Genomic DNA, 14,330 nt, shown 5'->3' with positions numbered 1-14,330 from the left:
GCCTCTATTGCAGATTAAAGGAGGTTATATATACTTCTTTCACCTTGCCATCTTGCAAATAGTTATTCACTTTGTTTTTGACTTGTGTTTTAAAATGTTCTCTGCCTTTTTTGCCATCAAGTTCATCTGCATTCGTGTCTGATAAAATGTCGATTACAGCATCTTTTACTTGGAAACTTCTTTTCTCAAGCTCTGATTTTGCCTTTTCAGAGTCCGTTTCAATATTCAGGACAAGTTTGACAGCATTTCCTTCAGATTTTAAATTGGTGATAATCTCAGGAATTTCAACAGAAGCTTTTACGACTTCATCTGCTGTTGGCTCTTTTTCAGCTTTTGCTTCGTCTGACCCATTCAGCAGAAAAAAGATGCCTGCTCCAATTCCGACGATGGCAATAATCATGATTAGCATTACTACGACTAATTTCTTCTTCATTCAAATTCCTCTATTCCTTGATTCAATGAAATGACTTGGATTTTTCTGTAGAAAGAAATGATTTTCTCTTGAAGCTGCTCTTCATCTTCTTTCACAACGAATTTCTTTCCATTGGCCAAAGTAATGGTCGTGTCTGGAAAACTTTCGATTTGCTCGATATGGAGAGCGTTCAGCATAAATCCTTTGCCATTTAATCTTGTCACTTCAATCATATTAAGCAGAGAAGCGATCATCCGCTCCCCCTACCTCCTATCGTTTCAGATTCACAAGCTCTTGCAGAATTTCATCAGAAGTTGTGATCGTCTTTGCATTCGATTGGAATCCGCGCTGCGCGATAATCATTTCGGTAAACTCGTCTGTTAAATCAACGTTTGACATTTCAAGTTTCCCTGTTTGGATCACGCCAGTTCCTTGTTCACCAGGTACGATAGGGTTACTTGGTGCACCTGAGCTTAACGTTTGGCGGTAAAGGTTGTCGCCAACTTTGTCTAATCCTGCTGCGTTACTAAAAGATACGAGTGAAATCTGTCCAACATTTCTAGATACGTTGTTTTCAACAACCGAAATGGTTCCATCTGGACCAACACTGACACTTGAAATGCCATCTGGAATCGTTATCTTTTGTCCATCCATTCCAAGAAGGTAATTTCCATCAGTAGTGGTTAAATTCCCCTCTGAATCACGTCTAAAGTTCCCTGTTCTTGTATAAAGAACTTCTCCTTGACTTTCAATACGGAAAAATCCATCTCCATTGATATAGAAGTCGTAAGGTTCATCTGTATTTTGAGAAGATCCCGCTGACATAACTTTATCAATAGAAGATAAAGCTGAGCCTAAACCAACTTGTTTTGAGTTGATTGAACCAGAGTTGTTTGTTGGTCCACCAGAGCTTGCAATTGTCTGACTGACCATATCTTTAAACGTGATACGACTTTTTTTGTATCCGTGTGTATTGACGTTGGCTACGTTATTGGCTACCACATCTAATTTTGTTTGGAAGTTTTTCATTCCGCTAATTCCTGAGTAAAGTGAGCGTAACATTTATTTTCCTCCTCTAATTACTTCGTTTTTTCTCCAACTGCTGTAACGTCCCAAGGGCTGATTTTCGTTCCATCTTCCAAAATAAGCAAGTATTCATTGTCTATGTTTTTAACAGACTTCACAGTTCCCGATATCTCTTTATCATCCAGCTTGCCCGTTACTTCTTTACCAATCCAGCCTACATACGTCGTAAACGGATCTTGGTGTGCAACAAATGTAGACATGAGCTGATTCAGCTTGGTGATCGAATCGTTCATATTGGTTTGCTGTTCTAAAGATGAAAAAGTGGCAAGCTGCGTGACAAACTCACGGTCATCAAGCGGGTTTGTCGGATCTTGGTTTTGAAGCTGTGTGAGCAAAATTTTCAAGAATTGATCTTTGCCGAGCGTATCTGTTTTCTTTTCTGCTTTTGAAGAAGTGTCTGTTTGTGCGGCTGTTCTATTCGTAGCATCAACTGTTGCCATTAGATCTCCTCCTCTTCTTCATCTGACCCAACAAGAGCATCCAGGACATCTTGGAATTCTGCTTCCTGTTCATCAGTCTGCTGGAAATTCTGTCCTTTTGGCTGCTGCTGCTTGTTTTCTTCACTAAACTGTCCAAATAACGGCTGCTCATTTGATTGAAGCGGTATATGAAAACGGTCCACTTGAACCGACATATTCGGTAGCGCCTGCTTGAGCTGCGGAAGGTGATGCTCTAACAGCTCTTTTGCTGCTTGCGTCGAGGCTGTAATTTTACTCGCATACATACCGTTTTGTTTCGTTAGCTGAATGGTAATAAATCCAAGATTTTCAGGATTTAATCGAACGGTAAACCGTCCGCTTGAATTGCCAAACGGCGTGAATTTCATTTGCTTCCACGTGTTTAGAATTTGCTGATCAACTGTTCCTGGCTTTTCATCAGTCGTTTGTGTCTGCTGAACAGGAGCCGCTGACTGCAGTTGGAAAAACTGCTTATGACCTGGCAGAAGCGAGTGGGTCATTATTTTTTCAGAAGCTGGCGCAGCAGTGCTTTGTCCTTTAACGACTTCTTTTTTGATGAGCCACTCAAGAGATGCATTCCCTTTTGCCGGAGAAGCGAGAGTAGATTCTTGTTTTGGAGAGACCAGATCCTTCAACTCTCCTAGTGAAATTTTCCACTCTTTGTCAGATCCTTTCGCACTCGCCATCATATGATCGATTAACTGATTAAAGTGCTTTAGCTCACTTTGAGTCATCGAATTCAGCTTTGGTGCTGAACCCTGCGAAAAGAACTGCTCTTTTACTTGCTGAACGAGTTTGTCATCTACCCCGTTTTTCGAAAGAAAGTCGATGAAGTCTTGACCTTTTCCTTCAATATCCTGCACAAGTTTCGCATCAAAGCTGAGCGGCTGTTGATTAAGCAATTGATAGATGAAAAAGTGGACTTGTATGAGCTGTTCACTATGTTCAGAACCTGGCTTTTCAGCTTGATCACCGTAAATGGAAGATCCCATTTTTTGAAATAATTCTTCAAGTGACTTGAGATCAGTTGCTTCAAGTGTTTGACCTTGTAGTGTTTGAAGCGCACTTAGTAGGTCTGCGCTCATTCCTTCTTCAGGTGATTGCATCCATTTTTCAATAATCTGCATCGCATCATTGATAGAAAGAGAGGCAGCAGCGGCTGTCTCAGTATTAACAGGACCGCTTTGGGCGCCTGCTCCGCTAAGTAATTGTTTAAACAAACCGCTGGCAGTTGCCGTGCCGCCTCCCTTTGTTCCCGAGAGACCTTGAGAAGATTGCTGTAAGGCTGCAATATCCAATAGCTTCACTTATTGTCCACCCCCATTTTCACGTTCTTCTTTTTTGGCAAGCTCTTTTGTAAACGTTGCTGCCTTCTGAGGTGTCAGTTTTGCTAATATGTCTGTCAGTTTATTTTTGCTCAGCTCTTCAAGGATTTTTAACGCCTCTTTATCACTTAGTTCTGATAAAATTTTGGCGGATTTCCCTGGGTCCATGCTTTCATAAATGCTAGCGATCTTTCCTTTTGTCTGCTGATTAGAGGATGCCGCTGCATCAGAGGACTCTGCTGCCGAGTTATTACCTGACGTATTATTCGATGAACTGTCATTGGCTGACGTATTCTTTGCATCATTTTCAGATGTTTTTTCAAGTGAGTTGATTTTTTGATTCAGTCTTTTAATCTCTTCATCACTTGTTTTCAAATCTTTTTGTGCAATTTCGAGCTCATTTTTTTGCTCTTTAATGGTCTTTTTCAGTTCTTTCAACTCTGCATCGTTTTGATCATTAGGTGAAGATGACGTTTTTGAGGTGTCATCTGAACCAACTAAGCTGCTGATCACCGGAATGTTTTGGAGCGGCTTCTTTAGATCAAAACCTGCCATATAAAGGATCGTGCCAGTGACAATCACAAGCACAATCAATGGGATGATGACAATAAACAAGATCCATTGAAATTTCCCGCCGCCTGATTCCTTCGTTTTTTCCTTCTTAGGCATTCATCTCGACTCCTAATGTCCTTGAAACATGAATTGGCTGATAGAGATATCATCCATTTCTTTCATTTCAATTGCCTTATGTTCAAGGGAAAACTTTTCAAATTGCTTTTCTTTCATTTTTTCAAACTTTTTAAACTCAATGTTTTTTTCAGTTAAATCAGATTGTTTTTCATTCATTTGATGACGTTTCATGATCACAAGCTGCTGATAATGCTGAATGGTGTTATCTAAGTTGGTCACAAATTGCTGGTAATGACGCATTTCTTGAACACTCATTCCACTTTTCAGCTTTTCTTCTTTGCTTTTTTCCATTAGCTCTTTTTTACTCATATTTTCATAGAGTTTTTCAGCGACTTGCTCAAATGCCGAAACGGATTGTTGGTACGCTGCGAGTGACTTGTCTTTTTCACTTTCTTTCAGTTCTAAGAGCTTTTGAAATTTGTATTGATATCTCACTGTTTTTGTCAATCCTCTCTATTCATCAAACTGAGCAATAAACTCACACTGTCTTCAATAGATACAGCCTCTTCTACATCCTGCTTCAAAAATGAAATCAGATGAGGGTAAGCCTGCATGGCCTCATCAATATCTTTAGAGGAGCCTTTTTTATATGCTCCAATATTAATGAGGTCTTCAGCGTTTTGATAAGTGGATAAAAGCTGGCGGAACCGGTTAGCCGCTTCCTTGTGATCATGACTTGCGATATTGCTCATGACACGGCTGATACTTTTCAAAATATTAACAGCGGGAAATTGTCCTTTGTTGGCTAAAGCACGATCAAGTACAATGTGGCCATCCAGGATCCCCCTCACTGTATCAGCGATCGGTTCATTCATATCGTCCCCATCAACAAGAACTGTGTAAAACGCTGTGATCGAACCAAGCTGATTTGTCCCAGTTCGTTCGAGCAATTTTGGCAGTATAGCGAACACTGATGGTGTATATCCTTTTGTTGTTGGCGGCTCGCCAGTTGCAAGACCTATTTCCCTTTGCGCCATGGCAACCCTCGTAACAGAATCCATCATGAACATGACATTTTTGCCTCTGTCTCTGAAATATTCCGCAATGGCTGTTGCAGTATAGGCAGCTTTCAGTCTCGTCAGAGCAGGCTGGTCAGAAGTTGCGACGACAACAATTGATCGCTTCAGTCCTTCAGCACCTAAATCCTTTTCAATAAACTCACGAACTTCACGGCCACGCTCTCCAACAAGGGCAATCACATTGAGGTCTGCTTCTGTCTGCTTTGCAATCATCCCCATTAAGGTACTTTTTCCAACACCACTTCCGGCAAAAATCCCGATCCTTTGACCAGTGCCAACTGTGAGCAGACTATCAATGACTCTAACGCCGACACCCATCTTTTCTCGAATAGGCGGTCTGTCCATCGGATTTGGGGGTGATTGATCTGTCGAAACAGGTGCAAGTCCTTTCGGAAGCATACTGCCATCAAGCGGATCACCGAAGGCATCAACGACTTCACCAATTAATCCAGTCCCTACTTTGACCTTCAGCGACTCACCCGTCGCTTCCACAAGACTTCCTGGTGAAATATTGGATGCTTCTACATAAGGCATGAGCAGAATGTTTTCATCTCTAAACCCTACGACCTCTGCTTTGATCGGATGGTGCTTGCTCCCTTTTTTATGAATGAGGCACACGTCACCGATCGAACTCTCCGGCCCCTTAGATTCAATCATCAGCCCAACCACTCGGTTGACTTTTCCAAATCGTTTATAAGGATCAGCGGTTTCAATCGTTTCTTTTAACACATCCATTTTCATTTGTGATCACCTGAATCAATGACTTCTAATAATTTTTCTTTCAGCTGATTCAATTGGGTATCAACACTCGCTTCCACTTTTCCAAAACTTGTTTCTACGTAACAAGTTCCTTTTGGCGCTTTTTCATCCGAGTAAATGGCAAGATGTGTATCCTTTTGAAGGATTCTAATCAATTCGTCTTTATATTCCATCACATGCTCGTAATGTTCAGGGTCAACATAGATGGAAATATCGTCATATTCTTTCACTTCTGAAATGACCTGCTTCACAAGAGCCAAAAATTGATCTTTCGTCTCCTCAGCTGCATTCCAAACGCGTTTAGCGAGTTCAAAAGCAAGTTCCACAATTTGCTCAGCAGAGCTTTCAATTTTTTCTTCGTAGTCCTGCCTTGCAAGACCGACGATGTCATTTGCTTGATCAAGAATAGCTTGGTACTGCAAATTCGCATCTGCTTCGCCCTTTTGAAAGCCGTCTTGATAACCTGCTTGTTTCGCTTCTTCAATGAGCTGTATTCTTTCTTCTTCAAAATCAGTTCTGCGCTGATTGATTTCAGCCATTGTTTTTTCCAGCTCACTGTTTGCTTGTTCTAATATGCGGCTCGCCTGATCTTCTGCATCACTAAGTACAAGCTGTGATGCTTCGGTTTCATTGACAAGCTCTTCTTCGTGATGTTCTCTTTTAAACTCCACTTGCTGTAAAGGAATCGTTTGCCGTCCTTGTTCAGGAATAACAGATGTTTCATGTTTGATAATCCTAGACAATGATATCGTCTCCTCCGCCTCGAGCTATGACGATTTCTCCAGCTTCCTCAAGTCGTCTTACGATGCTGACAATACGGGTTTGTGCTTCCTCGACATCTCTAAGCCGGACAGGCCCCATAAACTCCATTTCTTCTTTGAATGTTTCGACCATCCGCTGTGACATGTTGCGGAAGACAATTTCTTTGACCTCTTCGCTTGCCACTTTGAGTGCGAGCAATAAGTCATCATTTTCAACATCTCTGATGACGCGCTGAATCGCTCTGCTGTCAAGAGTGACAATATCTTCAAAGACAAACATACGTTTCTTAATTTCATCAGCAAGTTCAGGATCTTGAATTTCAAGTGTGTCTAAAATGGTCTTCTCCGTAGCACGGTCTACACCATTTAGCACTTCCACAACCGCTTCGACTCCGCCTGTTTGCGTATAGTCCTGCGTAAAGGTTGAAGACAGCTTTTGTTCAAGAATGCGTTCCACCTCATTGATGATCTCTGGAGATGTGCGGTCCATTAAGGCAATACGTCTTGCAACCTCAGTTTGTACTTCCTCGCCTAACTCAGATAAAATTTGCCCAGCCTGCACTGGATCCAGGTAGGAAAGGATGAGCGCAATCGTTTGTGGATGCTCATGCTGGATAAAGTTTAAAATTTGTTCTGGTTCAGCCTTTCGAGCAAAATCAAATGGTTTGACTTGAAGAGAGGATGTTAATCGGTTTAAGATACTGTCCGCTTTGTCCTCACCAAGCGCTTTTTCAAGCACTTGTCTTGCGTACAAAAGACCGCCCTGCGATATGTAGTCCTGCGCGATGGCAATGCTGTGAAACTCTTCGATGATTTCATCTTTTTTAGCAGTATCTACACTTCGTACATTGGAAATTTCTAATGTTAATTTTTCTATTTCGTCTTCAGACAGATGTTTGTATACAGATGCTGACACGTCTAGCCCTAAGGAAATCATTAGGATTGCTGCTTTTTGTCTGCCTGTTAGTCGATTTGGATCTTTTCTCGACATGTGTATTCCTCCTAATCCTCGGACAGCCAGCTGCGTAGCAATTTAGCAAAGTCTTCTGGTTTTTCTTTTGCCATTTTTTCAAGCTGATTTTTTCTCACCATTTCTTCTGTTTCTGGTTCAGTGTCGATATCAGGAACATCGATTGGTGTACGTTCATCAAACTCAAACTCTTCTTCCTCATCTCTTCTACGCTTACGTACAAGAAGAATGATAAGAGCGATAATTGCAAGTAGGAGCACACCGCCTACAATATAAACCCAGATTGGAATATTGTTTGAAGGGTTATCTGCCGCAGTTTGCTGTTTACCGTCTAATTTTGATACTGATAAAACGATTTTGTTATCTAAGTCTGCTTGAGTGAGCGCTTGACCATTTGTGTATTCTTTATCAATCGATGTGCTAATGATCGTTGAAAGAATCTTTTTGATATCATCTTGTCTTTCAGCTGTTAAAGAGTTTGCATCGTTTGCAGTTGGTGGTTCGACCAACGCTTGAATGCCAACATCTCTAATTTTATAAGGGCTTTCTTTGATATCTTTATGAATGCGGTTGACTTCATAATTGATACGATCTTCACTCTTTTCGTAATCTCCGCTTCCATTCGCTCCATCGGCACCTTGATAATTTGTGACATCATCGTCACCTGTTCCAGCGGTGCCTCCAGCTGCTGCTCCATTGCCTGAATATGTTTCAGCAATCTTTTCAGCGCTGACAGCAATCCCCTGCATGTTTTCTTTATCAACAGGTTCTACAAGGTCTTCTTTTCTTTTTTCTTCAGTAAAATCAATGTCTGTTGTGACCGATACAGCCACTTTATCTTGACCCATCATTGTTCCGAGCAGCTGCTGAATTTTTCTTTGAAGATTCTTTTCGATTTCTTCTTTTTTCTGCTGCTGTGCATCCATTCCACTTGCATAAGAATCGGAACTGGTGTTTAAGTCGTAGTAGTTGGAATCTTGGTCCATAATGACAATGTTTTCTGTTTTTAAATTCGGCACACTTTTTGAAATAAGATGATAAAGGCCTTTTACTTGCTGCGGCGTAAGCGTGTAGCCAGGCTCAACTTGCAGCACAATGGATGCTGATGCATTACTTTGCTCTTCTCCAACAAAAACGGAATCTTTTGGCAGGTTAATCATCACTTTTGAATCTTTAATCCCATCAATTGTATTGATCAGATTAGATAGTTCTGTCTGAGTTGCGTCTACTTTCAGAACATCAAATTCATTATCTGTTAAACCGAAGCCTGAATTGTTTGCAAAGAAGGAATAATCAATGTTGCCTGTCTTAGGAAGCCCTTCAGATGCGAGTGTTACTTTTAAAGAGTCTGCTTGCTTTTCTGGAACGAGAATCGTTGTTCCATTGTTTGCAAGTTCCGATTTAACGTTTTTGCCATCTAGTTCCTGTTTGATTTGTCCAGCTTCTGCCTCAGACAAGTCTCTAAAGAGCGGAACCATTTTTTCAGAAGAAGCAAAGATGCTAACAACCGTAATAATGATTGCTAGGGCAGCAACGCCGCCAATCATGAGTATTTTTTGTAATTTTGATCGATTTCGCCAAAACTCAACTGTTTTTGTTCTTAATTGCATTAAAGTACGATTCATCTTAACCCCCGGTCATTCCATTCAGTCTTTTTTTGTCCACCAGCACCTCCTACATCTGCATTCTCATAATCTCTTGGTACGCTTCGACTGCTTTATTTCGAAACTCTGTCGCAGCTGTGAGTGTGACACTCGCTTTTTGTGAAGCAATCATGACTTCATCGAGATTGACATCTTTTCCTTGTGCAAGCGCATTTGTATACTGGTCTGATTTCAGCTGTGATTGATTTAATGCCTCAATGGAATTCTTCAGCACATCAGAGAAATTCGTTTGACTTTTAGGTGCAGCCGCCTGCAAGGACGATGCATTCGTCAATTCACTTGCTTGCTGAGCGGTTTGAAGCTGGAAAGGAGATATTGCATTAACCAATTCTTTTCACCTTACTTTCCTATTTCTAAAGCTTTCATCAGCATGCTTTTGTTCGCATTTAGAGCAGTCACGTTTGCTTCATATGATCTTGAGCTGCTGATGAGGTCGACCATTTCTTTTAATGGATCGACATTTGGTGTTTGAACATATCCATTTTCATTGGCATCGGGATTTGTAGGATCATATTGAAGGTTGAATGGAGTTTCGTCTTCTGTAATCTTTGTTACTTTGACGCCGTTTCCTAATTTGCCGCTCGAATTCATACTTGAGTTCAATATAGATGAAAATGATTCACCTGACGGCTGTAATGTGACAAGTTTACGTCTATAAGGCTCCCAGTTGCCATCAACCTGTTTAGCTCTTGTTGTATCCATATTTGCAAGGTTTGAGGATACAACGTCCATTCTGAGCCTCTGTGCCGTTAATGCTGAGGCCGAAGCGTTCACTCCTGAAAAAATCGACATCACTTACCTCCTGTCAAAACTGTTTTAAGAGAATTAAATTTCCCGCTCATTCTTTCCACCAAAGCATTATACTGAATTTGGTTTTTAGCGAGTTCACTCATCTCTTGATCAATATCGACATTATTTCCGTTTTCTTGATATGAAGTACGGTTGCTAGAAACAACTGAATAATTAGACCCTGTTTTCGAAAAATCAATGTGACCTTGGTATGTTTTTTTAGCATCTAATTTGTTCGATGCGTCATTTAGCATGTCATGGAATGCGACGTTTTTCGACTTGTAGTTCGGTGTGTCTATATTCGCGATATTATTGCTTATGACTTTTTGCTTAACATTCGCTCTGCCCAAGGCATTCTCAAGGTTGCTTATCGTTCCAGAAAATATATCCAAAACCATATACCTCCAATCATATGTATTTCATTCCATTTAATCATGTCGAGATTTGTAAAACCATATGTTCATTGTAAGAAATAATAGGATTAAAGTCTATGATGTATATGTAAAAAAAACTCGTAATATATATCTATTTTACGAATAGGTATAAAGGCCTAGATTCAAAGCACTACAGATTTGTAAGGGGTTTCTTGGAAAAAAGAGTGACATTTTTCGGACAAATCCTCATTTTTTCACATAAAAAAACCCTTTTCAGCATTTATTTCGGCTAAAAAGGGTTTTTGATTAATGAGATTTTAAATTTTCGAGTTCAATTAAAAATTTGTTGTTTAACACTTTGATGTACGTTCCCTTCATTCCAAGAGAACGAGATTCGATTACGCCTGCACTTTCTAACTTACGTAATGCGTTTACGATCACTGAACGTGTGATCCCTACACGGTCTGCAATTTTACTTGCGACAAGAAGACCTTCGTTTCCATCAAGCTCTTCAAAAATGTGCTCAATCGCTTCAAGCTCACTGTATGATAGAGAGCTAATCGCCATTTGGACAACCGCTTTACTTCTTGCTTCTTCTTCGATTTCCTCTGCTTTCTCGCGAAGAATCTCCATTCCAACAACTGTTGCCCCGTATTCAGCAAGAATTAAATCATCATCTGTGAATGTATCTTGTAAGCGGGACAGGATTAACGTACCTAAACGATCTCCTCCGCCGATAATTGGAACAATTGTTGTTAAACCTGATTGGAATAAGTCACGGTTCTCAATCGGGAAAGCTGTATATTCACTGTTAATATCAAGGTTTGAAGACGTTTCTGGGACATTGAATAGACTCTTTGTATATTCTTCAGGGAACTGACGATCTTCAAGCATTTTTTTCATACGTGCATTTTCAATCTGTTGATTAATGGAGTAACCAAGAAGCTTTCCCCTTCTGCTTAATACGAAAATGTTTGAATCAATGACATCTCTCAGTGTTTCTGCCATTTCTTTGAAATTAACTGGTTTCCCCGCTGCATCTTGCAGCATTGAGTTAATAATCCTTGTTTTTTGTAGTAACGCCATAATAATGATCCTCCTAGATTACTTTATTCATTTGTTAAAGTATAAATTGACTTAAATCTTTGTTATTTGCAATCTTTCCTAGCTTCTCTTCGACATACTGAGGGGTAATGGTCACTTTCTCCATCGTAATATCAGGCGCCTCAAATGAAAGCTCTTCAAGCAGCTTCTCAAGTATAGTATGAAGCCTTCTTGCACCGATGTTATCTGTCTCCTGATTGACATGATAAGCCACTTCGGCAATCTTATGAATAGCATCGTCAGAAAATTCAAGAGATATACCTTCTGTTTCAAGTAAAGCTTTATATTGCTTTAATAATGCATTATCTGGTTCCGTTAAGATTTTCACAAAGTCTTCTATACTTAATTTATCTAATTCTACACGAATTGGGAAGCGCCCCTGAAGCTCGGGAATCAAATCTGATGGCTTTGCCATATGAAATGCACCTGCTGCAACAAAAAGCACATGATCAGTTTTAACGGCACCATATTTCGTCATCACAGTTGAACCTTCTACAATCGGTAAAATATCACGCTGAACCCCTTCACGAGAAACATCTGCAGATGATGCACCGCCGCTTTTGGCGATTTTGTCGATTTCATCGATAAAAATAATTCCTTGCTGCTCTGCTTTGTAGACTGCTTCCTGACTGACTTCATCCATATCAATCAGTTTTGAAGCTTCCTCAGCCGTTAACGCCTTTCTTGCTTCTCTGACAGTCAGCTTTCTGCGTTTTTTCTTTTTAGGCATGAGATTGCCGAGTGCATCCTGCATGTTCATACCCATTTGCTCCATACCCGAGCCTTGAAGCATATCAAACATGGAAGGCTGCTGTTCTTCTACTTCGATCGTGACGTAATGATCTTCAAGTTCTCCCATCGCCAGCTGATGAGCAATTCGCTTTCTTGTCGATTCGAGTTCCACTTCTTCATTTGAATGATCTCGATCACGGTCATCTTCATCTGAACCGCCAAACAGCATCTCAAAAGGATTTTTTACAGACTGGCTTTTTTTCTTACCAGGAACAAGTAAATGAACAAGACGTTTATTTGCTTGTTTTTCTGCTTCATCTTGAACATCTTTCATTTTTTCTTCTTTGACGAGTCTAATCGCTGTTTCAACTAAATCTCTCACCATTGACTCTACGTCACGGCCAACATAACCCACTTCAGTAAATTTCGTCGCTTCCACTTTAATAAAAGGCGCACCAGAAATTCGAGCAATTCTTCGGGCAATTTCTGTTTTCCCCACACCTGTAGGGCCGATCATTAAAATATTTTTAGGAACGACTTCATCCTTTAGCTTATCATGTAAAAGACTTCTTCTGTAACGGTTTCTTAAAGCCACCGCCACTGCTTTTTTCGCATCAAGCTGACCAATGATGTATTGATCGAGCTTTTCAACTATCTCTCTTGGGGTGAACGGCTTTTTCTCCATACGTCTCATGTCCTTTCTATTCAAGCTCTTCTAAAGTGATTTGATCGTTCGTGTAGACACAGATTTCTCCGGCCGTTTCAAGAGCGGCCTTTGCAATTTCTCTCGCTGAGAGATGATCGCCTGCATGGGTTTTGAGTGCTCTCCCGGCGCTAAGGGCATAGTTGCCGCCTGAGCCAATGGCCAAAATCCCATCATCTGGTTCAATGACCTCTCCAGTTCCAGAGACGAGCAGGATGCTCTCTTTGTTCATGACGATGAGCATGGCCTCAAGCTGCCTTAGCATCTTGTCACTTCGCCATTCCTTCGCTAGTTCTACGGCTGCCCGCTTTAAGTTGCCACCATATTCTTCAAGCTTTGTTTCAAACTTTTCAAAGAGTGTAAACGCATCTGCTACTGAACCTGCAAAACCTGCAAGCACCTTGCCTCCGAAAAGACGGCGCACTTTTTTTGCTGTGTGTTTCATCACGACAGCCTGCCCGAAAGTAACTTGACCGTCGCCAGCCATTGCACTTTTTCCTTTATGTTGAACGGCAAAGATGGTTGTTGCATGAAATGATGACATGAAAAAACCTCCTTTTAGGATCGTTTAAAAGCCCTTGGGTGATGAGACATGTACGTGTTTCTTAAAGAATCTTTTGATACATGCGTGTACACCTGTGTAGATGATAAATTTGAATGACCGAGAAGCTCTTGAACACTTCTCAAATCCGCCCCCTCGTTTAAGAGATGCGTGGCAAAGGTGTGCCTTAACATGTGAGGATGGATATGTAATGTACCTGACGCCTTTTTCATTAATTCAGTGAGAATGAATCGAACACCTCGGTCTGTAAGAGGCGCCCCGCGCTGATTCAAAAACACATGTGCATCAGCGCGGTCTTTCCCCTTAGATTTCAGCTTCTGCCTTCCATCCTCTAAATAAGTAATGAGCGCTTCATGAGCATATGACCCGAAAGGAACATACCGCTGCTTGCTGCCTTTCCCATGAACAAGCACTGTATCCATCGATAAATCAAGATCAGATTCTTTTAATGAACATAACTCACTGACCCTCATACCTGTTGCATAAAGAAGTTCTAAAATGGCTTGATTTCTTTGCCCAAGCGGTGTGCTGACATCAGAAACTGTAAAAAGCTCTTTTAGTTCCTCCTCATACAAAAATGAAGGAATCCGCTTATCCTGTTTTGGTAAGCTAACGAGTAAAAAAGGATTTTCTTTCACAAGCTGTTCTCTTAATAAAAATTTATAAAAGCTGCGAAGCGCAGAGACTTTCTTACTAATCGTTCTTCTTGTCAGGCCTTTTTCATAAGCTTCTGTTAAATAAATTCTCGTATCTTGATAGGATACCTCTTCAAAACCGTCTATTCCTTGAATGTTCATAAATCTGACAAACTCTTCAATGGCTTCTGTATATCCTGAGATCGTTAAAGCTGAATAGTTTTTTTCAATTTGCAGATATTCAATGAATAAGTGGACAAGACGCTGTTTATTCGTCATTTTTACAC

Annotated in this window: 18 protein-coding genes; all 18 read right to left on the bottom strand. The window is 40.7% G+C overall.

The genetic code is table 11. The annotated features are described in order from the left end of the window. Window positions 1-4: 4 nt before the first annotated feature. Complete coding sequence (gene fliL, locus AOQ70_RS05230; RefSeq protein ID WP_024424168.1) at window positions 5-433, bottom strand: flagellar basal body-associated protein FliL; 429 nt, start codon at window positions 431-433, stop codon at window positions 5-7. Beyond that, the gene (locus AOQ70_RS05225) at window positions 430-645 is read right to left on the bottom strand and encodes a flagellar FlbD family protein (protein WP_008344794.1); all 216 of its coding nucleotides are present in this window, start codon (window positions 643-645) and stop codon (window positions 430-432) included. Before AOQ70_RS05225 ends, fliL begins: the two co-directional genes overlap by 4 nt. Window positions 646-682: 37 nt before the next feature. Continuing rightward, the gene (flgG, locus tag AOQ70_RS05220) at window positions 683-1,474 is read right to left on the bottom strand and encodes a flagellar basal body rod protein FlgG (protein WP_041084857.1); all 792 of its coding nucleotides are present in this window, start codon (window positions 1,472-1,474) and stop codon (window positions 683-685) included. Window positions 1,475-1,491: 17 nt separating this feature from the next. Further along, entirely contained in the window at window positions 1,492-1,938 is a 447-nt protein-coding gene (gene flgD / locus AOQ70_RS05215; RefSeq protein WP_059375099.1) for a flagellar hook assembly protein FlgD, read from the bottom strand. Next, a complete protein-coding gene (locus AOQ70_RS05210) occupies window positions 1,938-3,263 on the bottom strand; it encodes a flagellar hook-length control protein FliK (protein ID WP_059375097.1) in 1,326 nt (441 codons plus the stop codon). The genes flgD and AOQ70_RS05210 overlap by 1 nt, the downstream gene beginning before the upstream one ends. Then, window positions 3,264-3,950, bottom strand: a complete 687-nt coding sequence (locus AOQ70_RS05205) for a MotE family protein (RefSeq protein ID WP_059375094.1) — start codon at window positions 3,948-3,950, stop codon at window positions 3,264-3,266. 12 nt (window positions 3,951-3,962) lie between these two features. Next, complete coding sequence (fliJ, locus tag AOQ70_RS05200; RefSeq protein WP_058837796.1) at window positions 3,963-4,406, bottom strand: flagellar export protein FliJ; 444 nt, start codon at window positions 4,404-4,406, stop codon at window positions 3,963-3,965. An 8-nt stretch (window positions 4,407-4,414) separates the two neighbouring features. Beyond that, window positions 4,415-5,731 carry a flagellar protein export ATPase FliI gene (gene fliI, locus AOQ70_RS05195; protein ID WP_024424174.1) on the bottom strand — a complete coding sequence of 439 codons (1,317 nt, stop codon included), beginning with the start codon at window positions 5,729-5,731 and terminating at the stop codon, window positions 4,415-4,417. Further along, window positions 5,728-6,492 (bottom strand): flagellar assembly protein FliH, encoded by a 765-nt coding sequence (gene fliH / locus AOQ70_RS05190; RefSeq protein ID WP_059375091.1) that lies wholly within the window; start codon window positions 6,490-6,492, stop codon window positions 5,728-5,730. Before fliH ends, fliI begins: the two co-directional genes overlap by 4 nt. After that, window positions 6,485-7,501: a flagellar motor switch protein FliG gene (fliG, locus tag AOQ70_RS05185; protein WP_058837706.1), complete on the bottom strand. Its 1,017-nt coding sequence runs from the start codon at window positions 7,499-7,501 to the stop codon at window positions 6,485-6,487. Before fliG ends, fliH begins: the two co-directional genes overlap by 8 nt. Window positions 7,502-7,512: 11 nt before the next feature. Next, on the bottom strand, window positions 7,513-9,105 hold the full coding sequence (gene fliF, locus AOQ70_RS05180; protein WP_039178517.1) for a flagellar basal-body MS-ring/collar protein FliF: 1,593 nt from the start codon (window positions 9,103-9,105) through the stop codon (window positions 7,513-7,515). A 49-nt stretch (window positions 9,106-9,154) separates the two neighbouring features. Further along, window positions 9,155-9,472 (bottom strand): flagellar hook-basal body complex protein FliE, encoded by a 318-nt coding sequence (gene fliE, locus AOQ70_RS05175; RefSeq protein ID WP_039178515.1) that lies wholly within the window; start codon window positions 9,470-9,472, stop codon window positions 9,155-9,157. Window positions 9,473-9,483: 11 nt separating this feature from the next. Then, on the bottom strand, window positions 9,484-9,936 hold the full coding sequence (gene flgC / locus AOQ70_RS05170; protein ID WP_024424179.1) for a flagellar basal body rod protein FlgC: 453 nt from the start codon (window positions 9,934-9,936) through the stop codon (window positions 9,484-9,486). Further along, window positions 9,936-10,325 carry a flagellar basal body rod protein FlgB gene (gene flgB / locus AOQ70_RS05165; RefSeq protein ID WP_039178512.1) on the bottom strand — a complete coding sequence of 130 codons (390 nt, stop codon included), beginning with the start codon at window positions 10,323-10,325 and terminating at the stop codon, window positions 9,936-9,938. The genes flgC and flgB overlap by 1 nt, the downstream gene beginning before the upstream one ends. Window positions 10,326-10,613: 288 nt before the next feature. Continuing rightward, entirely contained in the window at window positions 10,614-11,393 is a 780-nt protein-coding gene (codY, locus tag AOQ70_RS05160; protein WP_007499612.1) for a GTP-sensing pleiotropic transcriptional regulator CodY, read from the bottom strand. A 34-nt stretch (window positions 11,394-11,427) separates the two neighbouring features. Then, window positions 11,428-12,828, bottom strand: coding sequence for an HslU--HslV peptidase ATPase subunit (hslU, locus tag AOQ70_RS05155; protein ID WP_059375088.1), 1,401 nt, complete (start codon window positions 12,826-12,828; stop codon window positions 11,428-11,430). A 16-nt stretch (window positions 12,829-12,844) separates the two neighbouring features. Then, the gene (gene hslV / locus AOQ70_RS05150) at window positions 12,845-13,390 is read right to left on the bottom strand and encodes an ATP-dependent protease subunit HslV (RefSeq protein ID WP_024424181.1); all 546 of its coding nucleotides are present in this window, start codon (window positions 13,388-13,390) and stop codon (window positions 12,845-12,847) included. 14 nt (window positions 13,391-13,404) lie between these two features. Then, complete coding sequence (gene xerC / locus AOQ70_RS05145) at window positions 13,405-14,322, bottom strand: tyrosine recombinase XerC (RefSeq protein WP_058837707.1); 918 nt, start codon at window positions 14,320-14,322, stop codon at window positions 13,405-13,407. Window positions 14,323-14,330 lie beyond the last annotated feature (8 nt).

The sequence above is a fragment of the Bacillus sp. AM 13(2015) genome, assembly GCF_001518755.1.
GTDB classification, from domain to species: Bacteria; Bacillota; Bacilli; order Bacillales; family Bacillaceae; genus Bacillus; species Bacillus safensis.
This window is presented reverse-complemented; position numbering and strand designations above follow the sequence as displayed.

Coding starts and splice junctions, on each gene's coding strand:
- hslV (WP_024424181.1), bottom strand. CDS start 13,390: ATGTCATCATTTCATGCAACAACCATCTTTGCCGTTCAACATAAAGGA.
- flgC (WP_024424179.1), bottom strand. CDS start 9,936: ATGTCGATTTTTTCAGGAGTGAACGCTTCGGCCTCAGCATTAACGGCA.
- AOQ70_RS05205 (WP_059375094.1), bottom strand. CDS start 3,950: ATGCCTAAGAAGGAAAAAACGAAGGAATCAGGCGGCGGGAAATTTCAA.
- flgG (WP_041084857.1), bottom strand. CDS start 1,474: ATGTTACGCTCACTTTACTCAGGAATTAGCGGAATGAAAAACTTCCAA.
- fliF (WP_039178517.1), bottom strand. CDS start 9,105: ATGAATCGTACTTTAATGCAATTAAGAACAAAAACAGTTGAGTTTTGG.
- fliG (WP_058837706.1), bottom strand. CDS start 7,501: ATGTCGAGAAAAGATCCAAATCGACTAACAGGCAGACAAAAAGCAGCA.
- AOQ70_RS05225 (WP_008344794.1), bottom strand. CDS start 645: ATGATTGAAGTGACAAGATTAAATGGCAAAGGATTTATGCTGAACGCT.
- flgD (WP_059375099.1), bottom strand. CDS start 1,938: ATGGCAACAGTTGATGCTACGAATAGAACAGCCGCACAAACAGACACT.
- xerC (WP_058837707.1), bottom strand. CDS start 14,322: ATGACGAATAAACAGCGTCTTGTCCACTTATTCATTGAATATCTGCAA.
- fliL (WP_024424168.1), bottom strand. CDS start 433: ATGAAGAAGAAATTAGTCGTAGTAATGCTAATCATGATTATTGCCATC.
- fliI (WP_024424174.1), bottom strand. CDS start 5,731: ATGAAAATGGATGTGTTAAAAGAAACGATTGAAACCGCTGATCCTTAT.
- hslU (WP_059375088.1), bottom strand. CDS start 12,828: ATGGAGAAAAAGCCGTTCACCCCAAGAGAGATAGTTGAAAAGCTCGAT.
- codY (WP_007499612.1), bottom strand. CDS start 11,393: ATGGCGTTACTACAAAAAACAAGGATTATTAACTCAATGCTGCAAGAT.